Origin of the sequence: Streptomyces sp. Y1 (assembly GCF_041053115.1) — a bacterium.
GTDB lineage: Bacteria > Actinomycetota > Actinomycetes > Streptomycetales > Streptomycetaceae > Kitasatospora > Kitasatospora rubellomurina.
The window spans coordinates 4,361,124-4,381,929 of the sequence record NZ_CP163445.1 but is presented as its reverse complement, the minus strand read 5'-3'; the positions used below and the strand labels follow the sequence as shown (position 1 = coordinate 4,381,929).

Below are 20,806 nucleotides of genomic sequence, written 5' to 3'. Positions count from 1 at the left end.
GAACGTGTGCACAAAGATGGTGTCCGATTTGTCCCCGCACAGTGACACGCATCACGCCGTGGAGCCCATAGCACCGCACTGCGTCAGCACCACCGCCGGGGCCTGGGCACCCGGCAGCCACGGCCCGTACGGCGCCTCCCGGCGCAGCAGCGGCACGGCCGCCCCGGACGGGCGGGAGCGGGCCCGGCCCAGCCGGGGCCAGGGCACCCCGGCCGCCTCGCGCAGCGGGCCCGCCCAGTCGTCCGGCGGGCAGGACGGGGCGCCGACGCAGTGCCGCAGCAGTTCCGCCGTCACCCGGGCGTCCCCCAGCGCGGTGTGCGCCGGGTACCAGCCCAGACCCGCCGCCTCCACGCAGGCCGCCAGGCCGTGGCTGCGGGCCTGCGGCAGGTGGGCGCGGGCCAGCTCCATCGTGCACAGCAGCGGGACGGGCGGCAGCGGCACCCCGATCCGGGCGAACTCGCGCTCCAGGAAGCCGTGGTCGCAGGTCACGTGGTGGCCCACCAGCACCCGGCCGGCCAGCAGCTCCAGCAGCCGGGGCGCGATCTCGCGGAAGCGCGGGGCGCCCTCGACGTCGGCCTGCCGTATCCGGTGCACATGGGTCGGGCCGACCGGGCCGAGCGGGTCCAGCAGGGTGGCGAACTCCCCCTCGGGGCACAGCCGCTCGTCCAGCAGCACCACCGCGACCTCGACCATCCGGTGCCGCCACGGGCTGCGGCCGGTCGCCTCCACGTCCACCACGGCGAAACCCCGGCCCGCGGACGGGGCTTCGGGCGGCGCGGGGGTCGGGCGGGGAAGCATGGCGGCACTCCTCGTGTGCTCAGCCCCCCACGGGCGCAAACGCGTTCGATCGTAAGCCGACCGTGGCGCCCCGAACCAAGCCCGAACGGAGTGTCTTCGGCAACGATTCGGCGAACCGCCCCCGCCGACCGGCGGGGGCGGCGGCGGCCGTACGGGCTTCCGTCAGGCGCCGAGGGCCTTGCGCAGGCGGGCCTCGTCGACCCGCCAGAAGTCGTGCTGGCGGCCGTCGATCAGGGTGACCGGGATCTGCTCGCCGTAGCGCCGGAACAGCTCCTCGTCCTGGGTGACGTCCTTCTCCTCGAAGGCCGCGCCCAGCTCGCCGGTCACCCGCAGCAGCACCTCGCGCGCGTCGTCGCACAGGTGGCAGCCGGGCTTGCCGAGCATCGTCACGGTACGGTCCGCGGGCTTCGGACTCTTGCGTCGCAGCAGTGGGCTCACCGGGACATTCTGCGCCCCGGAGCCCGGTCGGCCCCCACCCGGGAGCCGTTCACCCCGAGGGCACGCCTTCGTCACGGTCTCCGCCCTCCCGGCTGGCTATGCTCGGTGACATGGCCGTGCTCCGAAGGCTCACCCAGGCAAAGCGTTCCAGCAGCGAGCGGAGCGCCCTGGCGGGCGAAGCCGCCGCGGAGGCGGCGGAGGCCGCGCTGCGGGCCGCTCCGGAGCCCGCCGCCGCCCCCGCCACCGGGAAGACCGGCACCGGCCGCACGCCCAAGGCCCCCGCCGGCAACCACACCCCGGACCGGGACGACCCGCACGCCGCCGCCTTCTTCGACTGCGACAACACCATCCTGCGCGGCGCCGCGATCTTCTACCTCGGCGTCGGCCTCTACCGGCACGGCTTCCTCACCCGCCGCGACATCGCCCGCTTCGCCTGGCAGCAGGCGGTGTTCCGGGTGCACGGCACCGAGGACCCGGACCACATCTCGGACGCCCGCAACACCGCCCTCGGCATCGTCGCCGGAAAGCGCACCGCCGACCTGGAGGCGATCTGCGAGGAGGTCTTCGAGCACGTCGTCGCCGACAAGATCTGGCCCGGCACCCGCGCCCTGGTCCAGATGCACCTGGACGCCGGCCAGCGGGTCTGGCTGGTCACCGCGGCCCCGCTGGAGGTGGCCCGGATCATCGCCCGCCGCCTCGGCATGACCGGCGCGCTCGGCACCGTCGCCGAGGCCCGGGACGGCCACTACACCGGCCGGCTGGTCGGCGACCTGCTGCACGGCCCGGCCAAGGCGGCCGCGGTCGGCGCGCTCGCCCGGCGCGAACGCCTCGACCTCGACCGCTGCGCCGCGTACAGCGACTCGGCCAACGACATCCCGATGCTCTCGCTGGTCGGCCACCCGTACGTGGTGAACCCGGACGGCGCGCTGCGCCGGCACGCGCGGGCCCAGGGCTGGCGGGTGCGGGACTTCCGCACCGGGCGCAAGGCGGCCCGGGTCGGGCTGCCGGCGGCGGCCGCGCTCGGGGTGCTCGCCGGGGCGACGGCGGCCGCGGTCGCGCTGCAGCGCCGGCACCGCCGCGCCTGAACCCCCGCCACGCCTGAGCTCCCGCCACGCCCGAACTCCCGCCGCGGGGGCGGCGACCCGCTCCGGCCGCCGTTCACCCACCGTTCCCCCGACGCTTCCCCGCCGCTCCCCCTGGCGGGTGATTCCGACGTCAACCGGGGCCTCGATCCGCCCCCTCGTACGGGCGAACTCCCGCTCCCACCAGGCATTTCCCGCCGCGCTGTGCGAACCTGACGGCCGGTGACCGGATCTGATCGTTCGTCGAGCCGGGAAAGTCGGGGATTGCCGACCGCCGAGGCTGGGAAACCGCCCGCCACGCCCTCGAATTGGTCACCCTGGGCGCCCATTCGGTCACGTTGAGCCGGATGAAGGCTGACATCTCCGGTCAGTGTCAGCCGAATATGCACATCAAACGGATCTCAAACGACCACTTCGACCACACGGTGTAGCTGTCATTGCACAAAGCGTTATTCTCTCCTGGATGCACGTCACCCACCCGCCCCGCTCGAACGGGCGGCACGCGGCGTGCTCTCCGCGCAGGCGGAGGTGATCCGTCCACAGTTCTGCCTCTGGGAGTCCCGTGTACCCACCCGTCCGGAACGACGCGCCTGCACCCTCCCGCCCGTCGTCCGTGCCCCTGCGCCCCCGCACCGGCCTCCGCGCCCGCCCGGCCGAGCGGCAGATCGCCACCGGCCTGGACCTGCTGCGCAACCTGCTGCGCAGCCAGCTCGCCGCCGCCACGCCCCAACTCGTGCCCGCCGGGGCGCCGTTCGGCCAGCCGTACGGCCCCGAGCACGGCCCCGGAACGCTGCTGCGCACCACCGCGGCCGGCTCGACCGGCACCGGCTCGCGCGGCCGCACCGGCACCACCGGCATCGGCCGCAGCCGCTCCCGCACGGCGCCCAGCCCCGGCTACGAGACCGAGCACAACCCGATCATGGAGCTGGTCGAGCGCGCCCAGAACGGCGAGAGCGAGGCCTTCGGCCGGCTCTACGACCACTACGCGGACACCGTCTACCGGTACATCTACTACCGGGTCGGCAGCCGGGCCACCGCCGAGGACCTCACCAGCGAGACCTTCCTGCGCGCGCTGCGCCGGATCGGCACCTTCACCTGGCAGGGCCGGGACTTCGGCGCCTGGCTGGTCACCATCGCCCGCAACCTCGTCGCCGACCACTTCAAGTCCAGCCGCTTCCGGCTGGAGGTCACCACCGGCGAGATGCTCGACTCCAACGAGTGCGAGCGCAGCCCCGAGGACTCGGTGCTGGAGTCGCTCTCCAACGCCGCCCTGCTGGACGCGGTGCGCCGGCTCAACCCGCAGCAGCAGGAGTGCGTCACCCTCCGCTTCCTGCAAGGGCTTTCGGTGGCCGAGACGGCGCGGATCATGGGCAAGAACGAGGGTGCCATCAAGACCCTCCAGTACCGCGCCGTGCGCACCCTGGCCCGCCTGCTGCCGCCCGACGCGCGGTGAGGCCGCGGTGCCCGAAGGCGCGATAGCCGCGCGGGGAGCGGGCCGGCCGTCACCATCCGTGCCCGATCGACACGTCCGGGTGAACGGTCGATCCGATGATCAGCCACGCGTAACCGACCGCCCGTACCGCTCGTTGGCCAGCGTGCAAGTCTCCACCAGGCGTACGGTCAAGCCGAATTGCGACCTGTCACCCGATGGAGTGGCTTTGGCCAGCCGAGGCAACCGTCCGGCAGGCCGGGGTGTCGACAACGACGAAGGGAGGTGTGGCCCGTGACGGCAAACGTGCTGGAGCACCGACGGGCGAAGGCCTTCGCCGAGGCGCTGGAGGCCCACCAGACGGAGCAACGCCACGCGGACGGCACCGGCTCGGCCGACACCGCCGCCACCGGCGCCGGCTCGACCGCGGTGGCCGAACTGGTCTCAGTGGCCGACGCGCTGGGAGCGCTGCCCGGGCCGGAGCTGGACCGCGAGGTCCGCACGGTCCAACGCGCCCAGCTGATGGCCGCGTTCGAGCAGGCCTTCGCCGGTGGACCGGGCGCCACGGTGCCCCGCCAGCGGCGCCACCGGGCGATCCGCACCGCGCCGCGCGGCCGTTGGAGCCGCCGGTTCGCGATCGGCGGACTGGTCGCCGGACTCGCCGTGGGCAGCCTGGCCGGCGCCGCCGCCGCCAGCTCCAACGCCCTCCCGGGGGACACGCTCTACGGCATGAAGCGCGGACTGGAGGGGCTCCGGCTCGACCTCGCGGACTCCGACTCCGAGCGCGGGCAGCTGCTGCTCGACAACGCCGCCACCCGGCTCGGCGAGGCCAGGACGCTGGTCGGCCGCACCGATCCGGCCGGCGCGCTCAGCCCGGGCACCGTCGACCGGGTCCGCCGCGCCCTGGACGACATGCACGCCGACGCCCTCAAGGGCCGCGAGCTGCTGCGCTCGGTCTACCGCAGCAACGGCTCGCTCGACCCGATGCGCGCGCTGGCCGGCTTCGCCCAGGACGAGGACGGCAGCTGGACCGAGCTGGAGGGCAAGCTGCCCGTCCAACTCACCCAGCAGGCCCACCTGGTGAACCAGCTCTTCGACGACATAAGCGAGGACGTCGCGCCCCTGCGCCTGGCCCAGCCCGCCGCGAAGAGCGGCGCACCGGCCGGCACCGGAGCGGGCGGCGGACAGTCCGGCCAGGCCACCGACAGTGCCCCCGGCGACACCCCGGCGGGCGGCACCGGCACCGCGCCCGGCGCCGACCAGCCCCAGGGCGGCAGCACCGGCACGGGCGGGGCGGCCCGCCCCGGCGACACCGACCGCAGCCCGGCCGGCTCCGGCCTCGTCCTGCCCGGCACCGGCGCCAAGGGCGGCGGCCTGCCGAGCGCCGTGCCCAGCAACGGCGCGGACGCCGTCAACGGCCTGGTCGGCGACCTCACCGGCGGGCTCACCGCCGCCAAGCCCTCGCCGAGCGCCGACGCCGCCCCGCCGCAGGCCCCGCAGGCCCCCGGCACGCCCAGCGCGGCGGGCGGCGCCCCGCAGCAGGGCGTCGACGTGCCGCCGCTGATCCCGGGGCTGCTGCCCGGGCTGCGCATCCTCGGCGGCAGCTGAGCGACACCTCGCGGGGCCCCGGCGGAGCTGGTTCCGCCGGGGCCCCGCGAGGTTCCCGACCAGAGGAACACCGATCAGAAGAGCGCCGATCAGAAGAACACCGAACGCCGCTGCACCAGCAGCTCGTAGAGGGTGCGCTGGATGGTCTCCCGGACCTCGTCGGCCAGGTCGAAGACCAGCATCGGATCGTCCGCCGCCTCCGCCGGGTAGCCGTCGGTGGCGATCGGCTCGCCGAACCGGATCGTCCACTTGGTCGGCAGCGGCAGCACCCCGAGCGGCCCCAGCCACGGGAAGGTCGGCGTGATCGGCACGTACGGCAGGCCCAGCAGCCGGGCCAGCGTCTTCACGTTCCCGATCATCGGGTACGTCTCCTCCGCCCCGACGATCGAGCAGGGCACGATCGGCACCTTCGCCCGCAGCGCCGAGGAGACGAAGCCGCCGCGCCCGAAGCGCTGCAGCTTGTAGCGCTCGGCGAAGGGCTTGCCGATGCCCTTGAAGCCCTCCGGCCAGACCCCGACGATCTCACCGCGCTCCAGCAGCGCCTGGGCGTCCTCGTTGCACGCCAGGGTGTGGCCGGCCTTGCGGGCCAGCTCGTTGACCCCCGGCAGCACGAAGACCAGGTCGGCGGCGAGCATCCGCAGGTGCCGGCGGTGCGGGTGGTGGTCGTGGATGACCACCTGGGTCATCAGGGCGTCCAGCGGGAGCGTGCCGGAGTGGTTGGCGACGATCAGCGCGCCGCCCTCGGCCGGGATGTTCTCGACGCCCTGGACGTCGATCCGGAAGTACTTCTCGGCCAGCGGGCGCAGCAGCGAGAGCAGCACCTCCTCGGTCAGCTCCCGGTCGAAGCCGAACTCGTCGACCTCGTAGTCGCCGGTGAGCCGGCGGCGCAGGAACGCCAGCCGCTCGGTGGCCCGGCCCTCCCAGCCCTTGCCGAACAGCTTGGTGGCCGCCGGGCCGAGCTGCCCGGACAGCGCCCCGCCGACCGCCCCGGCGAGCCGGTCGGGCAGCGTGGGGCCGTCCGGCTCGTTCCAGCTCGGCGCGGACTCGATCGGGATGACCTTGGCCTCGCCCGGCGCGTTCTCGGCGGCGGCACTCATCGCGGGTTCAGCTCCTCGGGCGGCGGGGGCGGTTCGGTACGGCGGGGGTGACGGCGGCCCGGTCCGGGCCGAGCAGGCCGGCCAGCCGGTCGGTGGCGGCGGCCAGCCGCTCGGGCGGCAGCAGACCGGGGCCCTGCGCGGCGGCGAAGTCCGCGAAGGCCTCCGGGGTGCTGAACGCCGGGCGGTAGCCGAAGGTCTCCCGCAGCCGCGTGGTGTCCACCACCCGCCCGTGGGTGAGCAGCCGCAGCTGCTCGGGGGAGACGTCCACCAGCCGGGTCTGCCGGGCCAGGCCGGCGATCCAGCTGACGGCGGGCAGCAGCAGCGGCAGGGTGGGGCGGCCGAGCCGGCGGGCGCACTGGGACAGCAGCAGTACGCCCTCGCCGGCCACGTTGAACGTCCCCGTGTTGGCGGTGCCCGGCTCGGGCTCGGCGGCGGCGCGGCAGAGGACGGCGACGGCGTCGTCCTCGTGCACGAACTGCAGCCGCGGGTCGTAGCCGAGGACGGTCGGCAGGACGGGCAGCGCGAAGTACTCACTGAGCGGGGTGTCGGCCTGCGGGCCGACGATGTTGGCGAAGCGCAGCACCGTCACCGCGACGTCCGGACGGCGCCGGGCGAAGCCGCGCACGTAGCCCTCGACCTCGGACGCGTCCTTGGCGAAGCCGCTGCCGGGCTGGTCCTTGGGCTGCATCCGCTCGCTGAACACCGCCGGGTCGCGGGGCGCGGAGCCGTACACCCCGGTGGTCGACTTCACGACCAGCCGGCGCACCCCGGGCGCCTTCTGGCAGGCGCCGAGCAGCTGCATGGTGCCGATGACGTTGGACTCCTTCACCGCGGAGCGGTGGGTGGAGCCGAGGCCGGTGGCGCTGACGCTGAGGTGGACGACGGTGTCGACCCGGTGCTCGGCGATCACCCGGGCGACGGCCGGGCGGCGCAGGTCGAGCTGGTGGAAGCGGTACGGGGCGAGCGGGCCGGCCGGCTCCTCGGCGGACTGCTTCGGCGGCTGCACGTCCACGCCGACGACCAGGTCCACGCCCGGACGGCGGCGGAGCTCGGCGACGAAGCGGGCACCCAGATGGCGTGCCACACCGGTGACGAGCACGACCACACCCACGGTGCTGCACCCCATTTCACTCGACCGAGCGGTCCGCGTGCACCGTACCGCGCCACCGGGGCGGGCCGTGAAACGACACCGCCCGCCCAGGCCACGAAGGCCTGGGCGGGCGGTGAAACGCCTGAACCCCGCGAGGGCGGGGGCACTATTTCTTCCTGCGCCGCTGTACGCGTGTGCGCGGATCACCCCCGCAGAGGCGGGGAGGCGCAGGCTCAGGCGTTACTTCTTGTTGCGACGCTGGACCCTGGTCCTCTTCAGAAGCTTGCGGTGCTTCTTCTTGGCCATACGCTTGCGACGCTTCTTGATGACAGAGCCCACGGAACAACCCTCGCTCACTGAGACTCTCGCCCGTGAGAGACGGAGTCCATACGACTGACGTGAGGGCCTAGCCTACCGTCCACGACGCCCGGGCCGTAATCGCACTCCCCCGGACCGGGAAACTCGTGGGAAATCAGCGGCGAACGGGCCCGGGACCACCGCTGTGGACCCGAGCCCGACCACCCGGGCCCTACGCGCTCTCGAGCCGCACGTAGGACTCCTTCAGGTACTCGTGCACCGCCTGCTGCGGCACCCGGAAGGAGCGTCCGACCCGGATGGCCGGCAGCTCTCCGCTGTGCACCAGCCGGTACACCGTCATCTTGGACACCCGCATGACCGCGGCGACCTCCGCCACGGTCAGGAAGACGACTTCCTGCAGGGGGCGCTCGACGGAACTCATGACCATCACCCGACCCTTACCCGTGTGCAAGGCACCGGCTTCCCCTCCGGTGACTCCACCGGCACACGTGTATCCCCAGAGTAGTTATGGGTGGTACCAGTGGGAAGAGGGGAGGTGCAGTCCTCGTACGGTGAGAGATAGGACCGTTGCAGTACGTAGCCGCTCGGCGGATGGCACCGGTCGGCGTACGCACGGCCCGCCCGCGGCAGGGGCGTGGAGCGCTCCGGGACGGGTGAAACGCCGGATTCAGGCCAACAGTCCGTGGTGCGGGAACACCGCTCGGCGGGCCGCGAGGATGGCCTGATCGAGTCGGTCGGCGGGGTCGTAACCCGCCTCGAAGTCGTGCCAGACCGGGCGCGCGCCGTCGGTCATCCGCAGCGGGGCGGGGCGGCGGGTGCGGCGGTGGACCTCGGCGCGCCAGGCCTCCGGGGTCTCGGTGGCCGGGTCGACGGGCCGGCCGGCGGCGGTGGCGACCAGGTGGGTCCAGGTGCGCGGGACGACGTCGACCACCGCGTATCCGCCCCCGCCGGTGGCCACCCAGCGGCCGCCGGCGTGCTCGTGGGCGAGGCCGTGCAGCTCCTCGGCGATCAGCCGCTGGGCGTCCACGGTGACGGCGAGGTGGGCGAGCGGATCCTCCAGGTGGGTGTCGGCGCCGTGCTGGGTGACCAGGACCTGCGGCCGGAACGCGCCGATCAGTTCGGGCACCAGCGCGTGGAAGGCGCGCAGCCAGCCGGCGTCGCCGGTGCCGGCGGGCAGCGGCAGGTTGGCGGCGGAGCCGGGGGCGTCCGGGCCGCCGGTCTCGGTGGGCCAGCCGGTCTGCGGGAACAGCGTGGCCGGGTGCTCGTGCAGCGAGACCGTCAGCACCCGGGGGTCGTTCCAGAACGCCTCCTGGACGCCGTCGCCGTGGTGGACGTCCACGTCGACGTAGGCGACGCGCTCGGCGCCGAGTTCGAGCAGCCGGGCGATGGCGATGGCCGGGTCGTTGTAGACGCAGAAGCCGGAGGCCTTGCCGGGCATCGCGTGGTGCAGCCCGCCGGCGAAGTTGACGGCGTGCGGGGTCTCGCCGCGCCAGACCGCCTCGGCCGCGGCCACGGACTGGCCGGCGATCAGCGCGGCGGACGAATGGACGGCCGGGAACGACCAGTTGTCGTCGGTGCCGAGCCCGTGCGCGGGGTCGGACTCCTCGGGGTGGGCGGCGGCGTGCCGGACCGCCTCGACGTACGCGCGGGTGTGCACCAGCCGCAGGGTGGAGTCCCCGGCGGCGGGCGCGGAGCGCAGCGTCACCCCGGGCCCGGCGGTCAGCCCCAGGTCCTCGACCAGGCGCATGGTGAGCGCCAGCCGGGTCGGGTCCATCGGGTGGCCGGGGCCGAAGTCGTAGGCGGTGACGGCCTCGTCCCAGAACAGGTGCAGGCCGCAGGGCAGGTCACGCTCGGCTTCGGGCATGGCCTCCACCGTAGTGGGTGGCGGTGGCCGCCAGGTTGTCAGGGCCGCGGCCGGCGGGGGCGGTGGCGCCGGTCAGCCGGTCAGCCGGCCTCCGCCAGTGCCGCGGTGGCGGGGGCCGGGGCGAAGCGGTCGGCGAGCGGCAGGACGGCGAGCACCAGCAGCATCGGGGCGAGCAGCGCCCAGCGGTACGAGCTGGCGTCCGCGACCGCGCCGACCAGCGGCGAACCCACCAGGAAACCCACGTAGTTGAACAGGTTGAGCCGGGCCACCGCGGCGTCCGAGTCGGCCGGGAAGAGCCGGCCGCCGGCCGCGAAGACCTGCGGGATGATCGCGCAGATGCCGAAGCCCAGCACGGTGAAGGCGGCGATGCCGGCCCAGGGCGCGGGCGCGACGGCGGCCAGCGCGAAGCCGAGCGCGGCCAGCGCGGCGCCGGCCCGGACCACCGGCACGGCGCCGAAGCGCTGCACCGCGCGGTCACCCAGGGCCCGGCCGAGCAGCATCGCCACCATGTAGCCGAGGTAGGAGAGTTTGGCGAGGTCGTCGCGGCTGCCGAGGCCGTCGGTGAGGTACTTGACGCTGTAGTTGGAGACCGAGGCGTCCGCGATGTACGCGAAGGCCATCGCCAGGCACAGCGGCAGCAGCGGCCGCCAGGGGATGGACCGGGCGGCGGCCTCGGCGGCCTCCCGGACGGCGTCGCCGAGCTCGGCCGGGCCGGCGAAGTACCTGCCGGTCAGCACCGCGAGCGGGGCGACCACCGCGGCGGCGGTGCCGAACAGCACCGGCAGGCCGACGTCGTCGTGCGAGCCGAGGCCGGCGATCGCCGCTCCGAGGATGCCGCCCAGGCTGAACGCGGCGTGGAAGCCGATCATGATCGAGCGGCCGTAGCGGTGCTGCAGGCCCACCCCGAGCATGTTCATGCTGGCGTCCAGGGCGCCCACCAGCAGCCCGAACGCGCCCAGGGCGAGCGCGAGTTGCCACAGCGCGTCACCGAGCCCGGCGGCCGCGAGGCTCAGGCAGACGCCGGGCTGCACCACCCGCAGCACCGCGCGGGCGCCGATCCGCTTCACCACCTGCTCGGAGGCCAGCGAGCCGGCCCCGGCCAGGATCGGCACCGCCGCCAGGAAGGCCGGCAGCAGGCCGTCGCTCAGCCCGTACCGGCGCTGGATCTCCGGGATGCTGGTGACCAGCAGGGCGAAGACGGTGCCCTGCAGCACGAAGCCGACGGCCAGCGCCGCCCGCCCGGCGCGCAGGCCGGGCGCCGTCGAGGAGGGGACGGGCTGCTCGGATGGCGCGGCACTCATGCGGGACCTCGCTACTGGCCGGTACGACGATGTAGGCCGAGAGCGTAGGGGGTGCGCCGGGTTTGCGGGAGGGGTCGCGCAGCGCTCACTTCCCGCCGGAGGCCAGCTCCCGGGAGCGGTCCCGGGCCGCCTCCAGGGCGCCCAGCAGCGCGGCCCGCACCCCGTGGTTCTCCAGCTCGCGGATGGCCGCGATGGTGGTGCCGGCCGGGGAGGTGACCGCCTCGCGCAGTTTCACCGGGTGCTCGCCGGAGTCGCGCAGCATCACCGAGGCGCCGATCGCGGACTGCACGATCAGGTCGTGCGCCACCTGCCGGGGCAGGCCGAGCAGGATGCCGGCGTCCGTCATCGCCTCGACCAGGAAGTAGAAGTAGGCCGGGCCGGAGCCGGACAGCGCGGTGGCCGCGTCCTGCTGGGACTCGGGCAGCCGCAGCGCCTTGCCGACCGAGCTGAAGATCTCCTCGGCCCGCACCAGGTGCTCCTCGGTCGCGTGCGAGCCGCCGGAGATCACGCTCATCCCCTCGTCCACCAGGACGGGCGTGTTGGGCATGACCCGCACCACCGGGGTGCCGGCCGCCAGCCGCGCCTCGAACCAGGCGGTCGGGACGCCGGCCGCGGCCGAGATCACCAGTCGGTCCGGGCTGACGTACGGGGCCAGCTCCTCCAGCAGGGTGCCCATGTCCTGCGGCTTGACCGCGAGGATCAGGGTGTCGGCGAGCTTGGCGGCCTCGGCGTTGGGGACGGCGACCACGCCGTACCGGGCGGCGAGTTCGGCCGCCCGCTCCGGGCGGCGGGCGGTCACCAGCACGTCCGCCGGGTCCTTGCCGGCCCGCAGCAGACCGGAGAGCAGGGCCTCGCCGATCTTGCCGGTGCCCAGGAAGGCGATCTTCTGCCCGTGTGCTGCGCTGCTGCCCATGGTCCGCTCCTTGCCTCGGTACTGCGGCCATCCTCGCACCGCGCCCGGGGCCCGCGCCGGACCGTCCGGTCCGTGAACCACCGAGCGGTGCACCTAGGGAGAAACTCGGGGGTTTCCCCTATGGCCCCGGGGAACGGGCGGGCGCACCGTGGAGGTATGGCACACGACGACATGTCCCGACGAGAGAACCGGCAACTCGCCGTCGCCTCGGCGACGGTGGGCCCGTGGCGGACGGCCGCGGGAGTCGGTGCGGTGGTGGGGGCGACCGTCCTGGGGATCGACCTGATCTCGGGGCACTGGTCGCTGAGCATCCTGGCCGGCCCGGCCGGCTGGGGTCTGTTCTTCTTCTTCCTGGTCGGGACGCTCGGCGGGCAGCTGCGCCGCGACACCGCCGACCGGCGGCTGCGCCGCTGGGCGGACGCGCACCCGTGGCAGGCGGGCCTCCCGGCGGCCGGCGGGCTGCTGGTGCTGAACGCCCTGGCGCAGTGGCTCCTCAGCGACGCGGGTCTGCTCTGGGCGTTCTTCGAGTCGCTCCTGCCGGCCGCCGTCCTGCTGGCCGTGGTCGGCGTGGTGGGGTCGGTGAAGCAGGCCCGCGGCAAGGGGTGAGCGACCCGGGCCGAGCGTGTGGCACCGGTCCTGACGTCGCGTTTCCGGACGAAGGCCGGTGAATCCGACCGTCTCGCACACGGGTTCACCACACGGTGCGGCCCCGGTCGACGGTTCGTCACACCCGGTCGGCATACTGGCGCGATGCCGATAGCCGAAGATCCGGAACCGCGCCCCGACGAGGGCCGCGAGGCGGGCGGGAAGGACCCGTTCGCAGACCTCGTCCTGGACGAGGAGTTCGTCAAGGGCGCCAATGTCAAGGAGCAGGCCGGGCGCACCCGCATGCTCGCCGCCCGGTGGAAGCACACCCCGCCGGTCGACCCGGGCGGCCGCCGCTCGGTCAACGACGGCCCGGCGCCCAAGCGCCGCTTCGGCCGCAAGCCGAAGGCCCTGGCCTACGACGCGTGGGGCAACCCGAGGCCGGTCCGCTCCCAGCGGTGGCAGACCCCGCTGTTCGTGGCGCTGACGATCGTCGTGCTGCTCGCCGCGCTCAACGTGGACGGGCTGCGCAACTGGTTCCACGGAGGTTCCCCGGACACCTCCGCCCCCGTGCCGACCGTCGCGCCGGAGACCGCCAAGCCGACCACCGCGCCGCCGAAGGTCGCCGAGGACCGGCCGACCGTGGCGCGCCCGTGGGCCGGCTCCCCCGCCGAGGGCTGGCCGAACGGCGCCGAGGCGTTCGTCCTGCCCGAGGCCAAGGCCACCGGCGTGTTCTCCGCCGACCAGGTCGCCGCGCAGCTCCAGCTGGTCAAGGACTACCTGATCGCCGCCAACCTGGACCCGAAGGCCCTCGCCGGCGGCCGGCCGGAGGCCGCCCTGGCCATGCTGGACCGCGAGGAGCGCGACCACGCGGCGGCGGCGCTGGACAGCCCGTCCAAGGAGAACGACCCGACCAACTGGTTCAGCCGCTTCGACCCGCGCGAGGCGATCCCGGTCGGCGACGTGGTGAAGGTCCAGGGCCGGATCAGCTTCGAGGGCGACGGCGACAAGGGCGTCCTGGTCCACGCCGACTACAGCTACGTGTACGCGCTGCGCCCGGGCAAGGAGGCGGGCAAGCTGCCGAAGCCCTCCAAGCCCACCCAACCCGCCCAGCCCAAGCCGAGCGGGCCCGCCGCCCCCGGCGACTCGACGGCGAAGCCCGTCGGCCTGGTGACGCCGGTGGACGACGTCTCCGGTGACACCTGGACCACCCGGACCGTGATCCGCCGGGTGGAGAACTTCCGCTTCTACGACCCGGCCCGCTACCAGGTCAACCCGAAGAAGCTGGCGTTCGGGGACGGCAGCACGTCCGAGTTCGGCAACGCGGAGTGCTTCGTCTACGACGGCTTCTACCACCCGCACTTCGACCAGTTCGACGACCGCACCCCCGGCGACCGTCCGACCGGGCCGAAGGAGGACCCGTACGACCGCAGCCGGGAGCTGAAGCCCGGCGACGGCAACGGCGACGGCGAGTGCGGCACCGTCAGCCGGTACTGAACTACTTCTTCCGCTTGCCCCGGCCCGGCGCCTTGGCGTCGGGCCGGCCGCTGCGGCCCGCCTGGCGCTTGACGTGCTGGGCGACGGCCCGCTCGTGGGCGGCGCGCTTGACGGCCTCGCCGGGCGCCTCGACCAGGCTGCGGGCGAAGTAGGCGAGCAGGCTGCCGGCCCCGCCGATCAGCCAGACCGCGCCGAGCGACTTGTCCTCGGCCATCCAGCCGGTGAGCTGGTCCCGGCCCTCGGTGAGCAGCTTCCAGGTGCGCCGCACGCACATCATCGAGCAGACCACGATGGCGGCGGTCAGCAGCCCGTTGACGAAGCCGCCGTTGTCGGAGAGGGCGACGCCCTCGACGCCGAAGCGCAGCACCAGCACGGCGGCGGCCGCGGCGGCCAGCGAGCCGACCGACACGCCGACGCGGCGCAGCCAGTAGCCGTTGTCCCGGTCGAGCCAGGTGGTGCCGAAGAAGCGGATCGCCTCCGGCGCGGGGGCTCCGGCGGGCTCGGGTGCGGTGGTGGGGGGCTGCTCGCTCACACCGTCGATTATCACCCGGGTGCCCGGGAACGCCGGAGGGGCCGTCCGACCACCCGGTTTCCCGGGCGGCCGGACGGCCCCTCCGCTGCTGCTGCTACTCGGCCGCTCAGCCGAGCTTGGTGACGTCCCGGACGGCGCCCTTGTCGGCCGAGGTGGCCATCGCCGCGTACGCGCGCAGCGCCTGGCTGACCTGGCGGTCGCGGTTCCTCGGCCGGTAGCCGCCCGCCGCCTCCAGCGCGCGGCGGCGCTCGGCGAGGACGTCGTCCGGCACCTCCAGGGAGATCGTCCGGCCCGGGATGTCGATGGCGATGGTGTCGCCGTCCTCGACCAGGGCGATGGTGCCGCCGGAGGCGGCCTCCGGGGAGGCGTGGCCGATGGACAGGCCGGAGGTGCCGCCGGAGAAGCGGCCGTCGGTGACCAGCGCGCAGGCCTTGCCGAGGCCGCGGCCCTTGAGGAAGGACGTCGGGTAGAGCATCTCCTGCATGCCCGGGCCGCCCTTGGGGCCCTCGTAGCGGATGACGACGACGTCGCCCTCCTTGACCCGCTTGGCGAGGATCGCCTCGACCGCGTCCTCCTGGGACTCGACCACGACGGCCGGGCCGCTGAAGGTCCAGATCGACTCGTCGACACCGGCGGTCTTCACGATGCAGCCGTCCTCGGCGAGGTTGCCGTACAGCACGGCGAGGCCGCCCTCGACGGAGTAGGCGTGCTCGACACTGCGGATGCAGCCCCTGGCCGCATCGGTGTCCAGCGACTCCCAGCGCTCGGACTGGGAGAAGGCCTCGGCGGAGCGGACGCAGCCGGGGGCGGCGTGCCACAGTTCGACGGCCTCGGCGGAGGCCGAACCGCCGCGCACGTCCCAGGTCTTGAGCCACTCGGCGAGCGAGTCGGCGTGCACCGTGTGGACGTCCTCGTTGAGCAGCCCGCCGCGGTACAGCTCGCCGAGGATGGCGGGGATGCCGCCGGCCCGGTGGACGTCCTCCATGTAGTACGAGCCGTTGGGCGCGACCTTGGACAGGCAGGGCACCTTGCGGGAGATCGCGTCGATGGCCCGCTGGTCGAAGTCCAGCTCGGCCTCCTGGGCGGCGGCGAGCAGGTGCAGGATGGTGTTGGTCGAGCCGCCCATGGCGATGTCGAGGGCCATGGCGTTCTCGAAGGCGGCCCGGGTGGCGATCGCCCGGGGCAGCACGGAGGCGTCGTCGCCGCCGTAGTAGCGGTTCGCGATCTCGACGACCGTCCGCCCGGCGTTCTCGTACAGCGCCTTGCGGGCGGTGTGGGTGGCGAGGACGGAGCCGTTGCCGGGCAGCGAGAGGCCGATCGCCTCGGTGAGGCAGTTCATCGAGTTGGCGGTGAACATGCCGGAGCACGAGCCGCAGGTGGGGCAGGCGTTCTCCTCGATGATCGCGATGTCCTCGTCGGAGACGTTCTCGTTGACGGCCTGCGAGATGGCGTCGACCAGGTCGAGCTTGCGCACGGTGCCGTCGACCAGGGTGGCCTTGCCGGCCTCCATCGGGCCGCCGGAGACGAAGACGGTCGGGATGTTCAGGCGCAGCGCGGCCATCAGCATGCCCGGGGTGATCTTGTCGCAGTTGGAGATGCAGATCAGGGCGTCGGCGCAGTGCGCGTTGACCATGTACTCGACGGAGTCGGCGATCAGGTCGCGCGAGGGCAGCGAGTAGAGCATGCCGCCGTGGCCCATCGCGATGCCGTCGTCGACGGCGATGGTGTTGAACTCGCGCGGGATGCCGCCCGCCCGCTTGATCGCCTCGGAGACGATCCGGCCGACCGGCTGCAGGTGGGTGTGGCCGGGGACGAACTCGGTGAAGGAGTTGGCGACCGCGATGATCGGCTTGCCGAAGTCCTCGCGGGCTACGCCGGCGGCCCGAAGGAGCGCGCGGGCGCCCGCCATGTTGCGACCGTGGGTGACCGTACGGGACCTCAGCTCGGGCACTGTGCTCCACTCCTTCGGGGCTCTCGCCGGCGCCCCGCCGGTGGGAGGGTGCGGGGGCCGCTGTAGGTACCGAGCCTACGCCCGCCGTCCGACCGGCGGACGGGCCGTCCGCGATGCGGGCAGGCGGCGTCAGCCCGGTTTGACGGCCACGGTGAGGTCCAGGGCGAACGGCTCGACCACGACGCCGTCCGGGAACTCGGCGAGCATGGCCTCCCGTTCGGCGGCGAGGATCGGGGCGCGCTCCCCGGGGCCGAGCGAGGCCAGGTAGGAGCGGGAGGTGAGGTCGGTGAGCACGTGCTCGACGGTGACCTGCCGCACCCAGTGCAGCACCACGCGTTCGACCCGGAGGCCTGCCGGGGCGAAGTGGCCGGTGTGGCCGCCGATCCCGCCGTAGCCGCGGTACCGGTCCGGCAGGACGGCGGCCATCCGCTCGTCCCGGGCCCGGACCCACGGCACGGTCTCGTCGTGCACGTTCCACCAGGCGGCGAGGGCGCCGCCGGGCCGCAGGACCCGGACCGCCTCGGGGACGGAGCGCTCGGGGTAGGTCCAGTGGAAGGCCTGGGCGTAGGCGATCAGGTCGGCGGAGCCGTCGTGGAAGGGCAGGTCGTCGCCGGTGCCGCGGACCAGCGGCAGCGTCGGCGAGGAGGCCGCGAACTGGGCGGCCATGCCGCCGCTGGGCTCGACCGCGACGACCTCCGCGCCCCGGGCGGCCAGCAGCCGGGTGGCGATGCCGGTGCCGGCGCCGACGTCCAGGACCCTGGCGCCCTTGAGGCCCCGGCCCCAGAGCCGCTCGACCTCGTCGAACAGCTCGCCGGGGTAGCCGGGGCGGCCCCGGTCGTACTCGGCGGCGACCGCGCCGAAGCTCGCCGCGGCTTCGCGGTAGTCCCGATGGTCCGTCATCTCTCCCCCTCCGCCCGGCCGTTCGCGTCGGCCCGGGCCCACCGGTCAGCGTACGTGCGAGGGGGTGGCGAGGTGCAAGCGGGTGAAGGCGAGCGCCTCCGCCAGGTCGGCCTCGCGTTCGGCCGGTGAGGCGGCGCGGCGGGTGTTGACCTCCAGCACGACGTGGCCGTCGAAGCCGGTGCGGGCCAGGTGCTCCAGCAGTTCGGCGCAGGGCTGCTTGCCGCGGCCGGGGATCAGGTGCTCGTCCTTGCCCGAGCCGCTGCCGTCCGCGAGGTGGACGTGCGCCAGCCGGTCGCCCATCCGCTCGACCATGCCGAAGGCGTCGATCCGGGAGGTGGCGACGTGCGACAGGTCGATGGTGAAGTGCCGGTACTCCTCCTCGGTGACGTCCCAGCCGGGGGCGTAGGCCAGCACCTCGCGGTCGCGGTAGCGCCACGGGTACATGTTCTCGACGGCGAAGCGGACGTCGGTCTCGCCCGCCATCCGGTTCACGCCCGCCACGAACTCCCGGGCGTACTGGCGCTGCCAGCGGAACGGCGGGTGGACGACCACGGCGCTCGCGCCGAGCTTCTCGGCCGCCGCCCGGGCCCGGACCAGCTTGGTCCACGGGTCGGTCGTCCAGACCCGCTGGGTGATCAGCAGGCAGGGCGCGTGCACGGCCAGGATCGGCAGCTGGTGGGCGTCGGAGAGCCGGCGCAGGGCGTCGACGTCCTGGCTGACCGGGTCGTTCCAGACCATCACCTCGACCCCGTCGTAGCCGAGCTTGGCGGCCAGCTCGAAGGCGACGGCGGTGCTCGCCGGGTACACCGAGGCGGTGGAGAGGACCACCTTGGTGTCGGGGATGTGCAGGGCCGGGTGCTGCGGCAGGACGAGGCGGTCGGTGGTGCGCAGCAGCGGCGGGCGGGCGGCCTCGCGCTTGGCGGCCTTGACCGAGCGCACCGACTGGACGGCGGCCTTGGCGGCGCCGGCGGCCCGGGCGGTGCGGGTCTCGCGGGGGTCGCGGGGGTCCTCGGCGGACGTTTTGGCGGACGTTTTGGCGGTCGGGGCCTTGGCGGCCGCCGCCTTCTTGTCCGCTGCCTTCTTGGGCGCGGCCTTCTTCGCGGTGCGCTGGGCCGCCTTGACGGCCTTCGCGGCCTTCCCGGCCTGCGCCGCCGTGGCGCCCTTGACCGCCTTGCCGAGCTTGCGGCGCGGGCCGTCCGGCCGCTGCTGCCCGTCCCCGGGAGCGCGGCCCTCCTGCGTCCCGTCCTCGCCCGCTGGTTGCACCACGGGAGACAGCGTATGCGGACCGCGCTGCGAACGGGGAGCCGGTGGCCGGCGGACGGCCGCGAACCGGCCGCCGCGGCCGCGGTCCGCCCGCCCGGTCGCCCGCGGCCCGTCCGCCGCTCGGGCTCAGCCGGTGAGCGCCGGGGGCTGCCGGTCGGCGGGGGTGTCCATGTGGTCCAGGCGACGCAGGATGATGCCCTCGCGCAGCGCCCACGGGCAGACGTCCAGCTCGTCCAGGCCGAACAGGTCCATCGCGGCGTCGGCGACGATCGCGCCGGCCAGCAGCTGCTTGGCCCGGCCCTCCGAGACGCCCGGGATCTGCGCCCGCTCGGCGACGGTCATCGCGGACAGCCGGGGCAGCCACGCGGACAGCCCGACCCGGGTGAGCCGGCGGTCCGCGTACGGGCCGGCGTCGGCGGGGGCGGCGCCGGTCATCCGGGCGAGCTGCTTGAAGGTCTTGGAGGTGGCGACGGCGTGCTGCGGCGGCCCCAGCCGGGTGATCTCGCCGACCACCGTGCCGATCTCGGCCCGGACGTGCCGTCTCAGCTCGCGCAGCCCGTCCGCGTCGGCGACGTCCCCCGGCAGCCAGCGGGCGGTCAGCCGCCCGGCGCCCAGCGGCAGCGAGCAGGCGACGTCCGGCTGCTCGTCCAGGCCGGTGGCGATCTCCAGCGAGCCGCCGCCGATGTCCAGGTTGAGCAGCCGGCCGGAGGACCAGCCGAACCAGCGGCGGACGGCCAGGAAGGTGAGCCGGGCCTCGTCCTGGCCGGACAGCACCCGCAGCTCGATGCCGGTCTCGGCGGCCACCCGGCGCAGCACCTCCTCGCCGTTGGCGGCCTCGCGGACGGCGGAGGTGGCGAACGGCAGGATGTCGACGACGCCCTTGTCCTCGGCCACCCGCAGCGAGGAGGCGATGTGGCCGACCAGCCGCTCGACGCCGGTTTCGCTGATCGCGCCGTCCTCGTCGAGCAGTTCGGCCAGGCGCAGCTCGGCCTTGTGCGAGTACGCGGGCAGCGGGGCAGCGCCCGGATGGGCGTCCACCACGAGGAAGTGGACCGTGTTGGAACCTACGTCGAGCACACCGAGTCGCATAACTCTCCAAGTTACGCGATCGGGGGCGGCGGGAGATCGGTTGTGGCGGTATTCGCGCTGGTCCGGGACCGGTTCCGGTACGGGTTCCGAGCGGATTCCGATCGGGCTCCGGGCGGGTTCCGATCGGTTCGGTGGCGGCGGGCGCCCGTTGTCGTCGGGCGGTCAGTGCCCGCGCGCGGAAACCCGGCGCTCGGGCAGGCAGTTCGTGTCCGACCAGTGGCGGGCCTTGCCGGGGGTGTCGGTGATCACGCCGTCCGCGCCGCGGGCGGCCATGGTCTGCCAGGACTCCTCGTCGTCGACCGTCCAGACGTACACCTCCCGGCCGGCCCGGTGCTCGGCGGCGATCCGGGCCGCGCTCGCCAGCGGGGTCTCCAGCGCCAGGCCGTGCAGCGGCAGGTCGCCCGGGTTCTCGGCGATCGCGGAGCCCTGGATCAGCACCACCGGCAGGTTGGGGGCGGTGGCGTGGGCGCGGCGCAGGTGGTCGGCGGAGAAGGAGTACAGGATGACGTGGGCGCCGCTGGCGGCCGCGATCCGGGCGATCCGGGTGACGTCCTCCGGGGTGCGCTGCCACTTGATCTCCATCAGCAGCGTGGCGTTGCTGCCGCTCAGGCGCTTGAGCAGCTGTTCCAGGGTGGGCACCGGCTCGGGCGAGCCGGGGCCGACCGTCACCCGCAGCGCGGCGATCTGGGCGGCGGTCAGGTCGGCGACCGCGCCCTTGCCGTTGGTGGTGCGGTCCACGGTCGGGTCGTGCATCAGCACCGGCACGCCGTCCCGGGTGGTCTGGACGTCCGTCTCCAGCCAGTCCGCGCCCTGGTCGAGGGCCGCCTCGAAGGAGGCCATGGTGTTCTCGGGAGCGCTGCGCGGGGAGCCGCGGTGGCCCACCACCAGCGGGTTGTCGCAGGCCGGCGGGGCGGCCTGCGCGCGGTTGCGCAGCACGGGGCCGTCCACGGGGGCGGCGGCGCACCCGGCCACCAGGAACGCGAGCGCGGCGAGGGCGGCCGTCTGGGCGGCGCGGGGCGAGGCGGTCACGGCTCGGTGGCTCCAGCTCCTG

20 protein-coding genes are annotated in these 20,806 nt (G+C 74.3%); 5 read left to right on the top strand and 15 right to left on the bottom strand.

Annotated elements, in window-relative coordinates; translation table 11 throughout:
- Positions 1-51 precede the first annotated feature (51 nt).
- A complete protein-coding gene (locus AB2U05_RS18790) occupies positions 52-798 on the bottom strand; it encodes a 3'-5' exonuclease (protein WP_045699193.1) in 747 nt (248 codons plus the stop codon).
- 162 nt (positions 799-960) lie between these two features.
- Positions 961-1,236, bottom strand: coding sequence for a glutaredoxin family protein (locus AB2U05_RS18785; protein ID WP_045699196.1), 276 nt, complete (start codon positions 1,234-1,236; stop codon positions 961-963).
- A 110-nt stretch (positions 1,237-1,346) separates the two neighbouring features.
- Here AB2U05_RS18785 and AB2U05_RS18780 point away from each other — a divergent pair, with 110 nt between their 5' ends.
- The 3 genes from AB2U05_RS18780 to AB2U05_RS18770 all read left to right on the top strand — a co-directional run bounded on the left by AB2U05_RS18780 (position 1,347) and on the right by AB2U05_RS18770 (position 5,355).
- Positions 1,347-2,321, top strand: coding sequence for an HAD family phosphatase (locus AB2U05_RS18780; RefSeq protein ID WP_045699198.1), 975 nt, complete (start codon positions 1,347-1,349; stop codon positions 2,319-2,321).
- Positions 2,322-2,931: 610 nt separating this feature from the next.
- Positions 2,932-3,771, top strand: coding sequence for an ECF subfamily RNA polymerase sigma factor, BldN family (locus AB2U05_RS18775; protein ID WP_244178871.1), 840 nt, complete (start codon positions 2,932-2,934; stop codon positions 3,769-3,771).
- Positions 3,772-4,041: 270 nt separating this feature from the next.
- Entirely contained in the window at positions 4,042-5,355 is a 1,314-nt protein-coding gene (locus AB2U05_RS18770) for a DUF5667 domain-containing protein (protein ID WP_045699201.1), read from the top strand.
- Positions 5,356-5,444: 89 nt separating this feature from the next.
- Here the strand turns inward: AB2U05_RS18770 and AB2U05_RS18765 are convergent, their stop codons facing one another.
- From AB2U05_RS18765 to proC, 7 genes are all read right to left on the bottom strand, one after another.
- Entirely contained in the window at positions 5,445-6,452 is a 1,008-nt protein-coding gene (locus AB2U05_RS18765; RefSeq protein WP_045699203.1) for a lysophospholipid acyltransferase family protein, read from the bottom strand.
- A 7-nt stretch (positions 6,453-6,459) separates the two neighbouring features.
- A complete protein-coding gene (locus AB2U05_RS18760; RefSeq protein ID WP_369183802.1) occupies positions 6,460-7,563 on the bottom strand; it encodes an NAD-dependent epimerase/dehydratase family protein in 1,104 nt (367 codons plus the stop codon).
- Between the two features lie 219 nt (positions 7,564-7,782).
- Entirely contained in the window at positions 7,783-7,881 is a 99-nt protein-coding gene (locus AB2U05_RS18755; protein WP_003948845.1) for an AURKAIP1/COX24 domain-containing protein, read from the bottom strand.
- Positions 7,882-8,071: 190 nt separating this feature from the next.
- Positions 8,072-8,281 carry a helix-turn-helix domain-containing protein gene (locus AB2U05_RS18750; RefSeq protein ID WP_045699258.1) on the bottom strand — a complete coding sequence of 70 codons (210 nt, stop codon included), beginning with the start codon at positions 8,279-8,281 and terminating at the stop codon, positions 8,072-8,074.
- Positions 8,282-8,527: 246 nt separating this feature from the next.
- A complete protein-coding gene (locus tag AB2U05_RS18745; RefSeq protein ID WP_045709786.1) occupies positions 8,528-9,724 on the bottom strand; it encodes an acetoin utilization protein AcuC in 1,197 nt (398 codons plus the stop codon).
- A gap of 80 nt (positions 9,725-9,804) precedes the next feature.
- The gene (locus tag AB2U05_RS18740) at positions 9,805-11,025 is read right to left on the bottom strand and encodes an MFS transporter (RefSeq protein WP_369183801.1); all 1,221 of its coding nucleotides are present in this window, start codon (positions 11,023-11,025) and stop codon (positions 9,805-9,807) included.
- A gap of 85 nt (positions 11,026-11,110) precedes the next feature.
- A complete protein-coding gene (gene proC / locus AB2U05_RS18735; protein WP_045699206.1) occupies positions 11,111-11,938 on the bottom strand; it encodes a pyrroline-5-carboxylate reductase in 828 nt (275 codons plus the stop codon).
- Positions 11,939-12,094: 156 nt separating this feature from the next.
- On the opposite strand from proC, the gene AB2U05_RS18730 reads away from it, so the two are divergent.
- Positions 12,095-12,544: a hypothetical protein gene (locus AB2U05_RS18730; protein WP_157882159.1), complete on the top strand. Its 450-nt coding sequence runs from the start codon at positions 12,095-12,097 to the stop codon at positions 12,542-12,544.
- A 144-nt stretch (positions 12,545-12,688) separates the two neighbouring features.
- Positions 12,689-14,020: a hypothetical protein gene (locus AB2U05_RS18725; protein WP_369183800.1), complete on the top strand. Its 1,332-nt coding sequence runs from the start codon at positions 12,689-12,691 to the stop codon at positions 14,018-14,020.
- A gap of 1 nt (position 14,021) precedes the next feature.
- Here AB2U05_RS18725 and AB2U05_RS18720 read toward each other — a convergent pair whose 3' ends face one another.
- The 6 genes from AB2U05_RS18720 to AB2U05_RS18695 form a co-directional block, all read right to left on the bottom strand.
- On the bottom strand, positions 14,022-14,552 hold the full coding sequence (locus AB2U05_RS18720) for a hypothetical protein (RefSeq protein WP_369183799.1): 531 nt from the start codon (positions 14,550-14,552) through the stop codon (positions 14,022-14,024).
- Positions 14,553-14,658: 106 nt separating this feature from the next.
- Positions 14,659-16,503 carry a dihydroxy-acid dehydratase gene (gene ilvD, locus AB2U05_RS18715; RefSeq protein WP_045699209.1) on the bottom strand — a complete coding sequence of 615 codons (1,845 nt, stop codon included), beginning with the start codon at positions 16,501-16,503 and terminating at the stop codon, positions 14,659-14,661.
- A gap of 129 nt (positions 16,504-16,632) precedes the next feature.
- The gene (locus AB2U05_RS18710) at positions 16,633-17,403 is read right to left on the bottom strand and encodes a class I SAM-dependent methyltransferase (RefSeq protein ID WP_369183798.1); all 771 of its coding nucleotides are present in this window, start codon (positions 17,401-17,403) and stop codon (positions 16,633-16,635) included.
- 45 nt (positions 17,404-17,448) lie between these two features.
- Positions 17,449-18,252 (bottom strand): sugar phosphate isomerase/epimerase, encoded by an 804-nt coding sequence (locus AB2U05_RS18705; protein ID WP_107073034.1) that lies wholly within the window; start codon positions 18,250-18,252, stop codon positions 17,449-17,451.
- Between the two features lie 540 nt (positions 18,253-18,792).
- Complete coding sequence (locus tag AB2U05_RS18700) at positions 18,793-19,755, bottom strand: Ppx/GppA phosphatase family protein (RefSeq protein ID WP_045699213.1); 963 nt, start codon at positions 19,753-19,755, stop codon at positions 18,793-18,795.
- A 162-nt stretch (positions 19,756-19,917) separates the two neighbouring features.
- Positions 19,918-20,784, bottom strand: a complete 867-nt coding sequence (locus AB2U05_RS18695; protein ID WP_052706495.1) for a glycerophosphodiester phosphodiesterase — start codon at positions 20,782-20,784, stop codon at positions 19,918-19,920.
- Positions 20,785-20,806 lie beyond the last annotated feature (22 nt).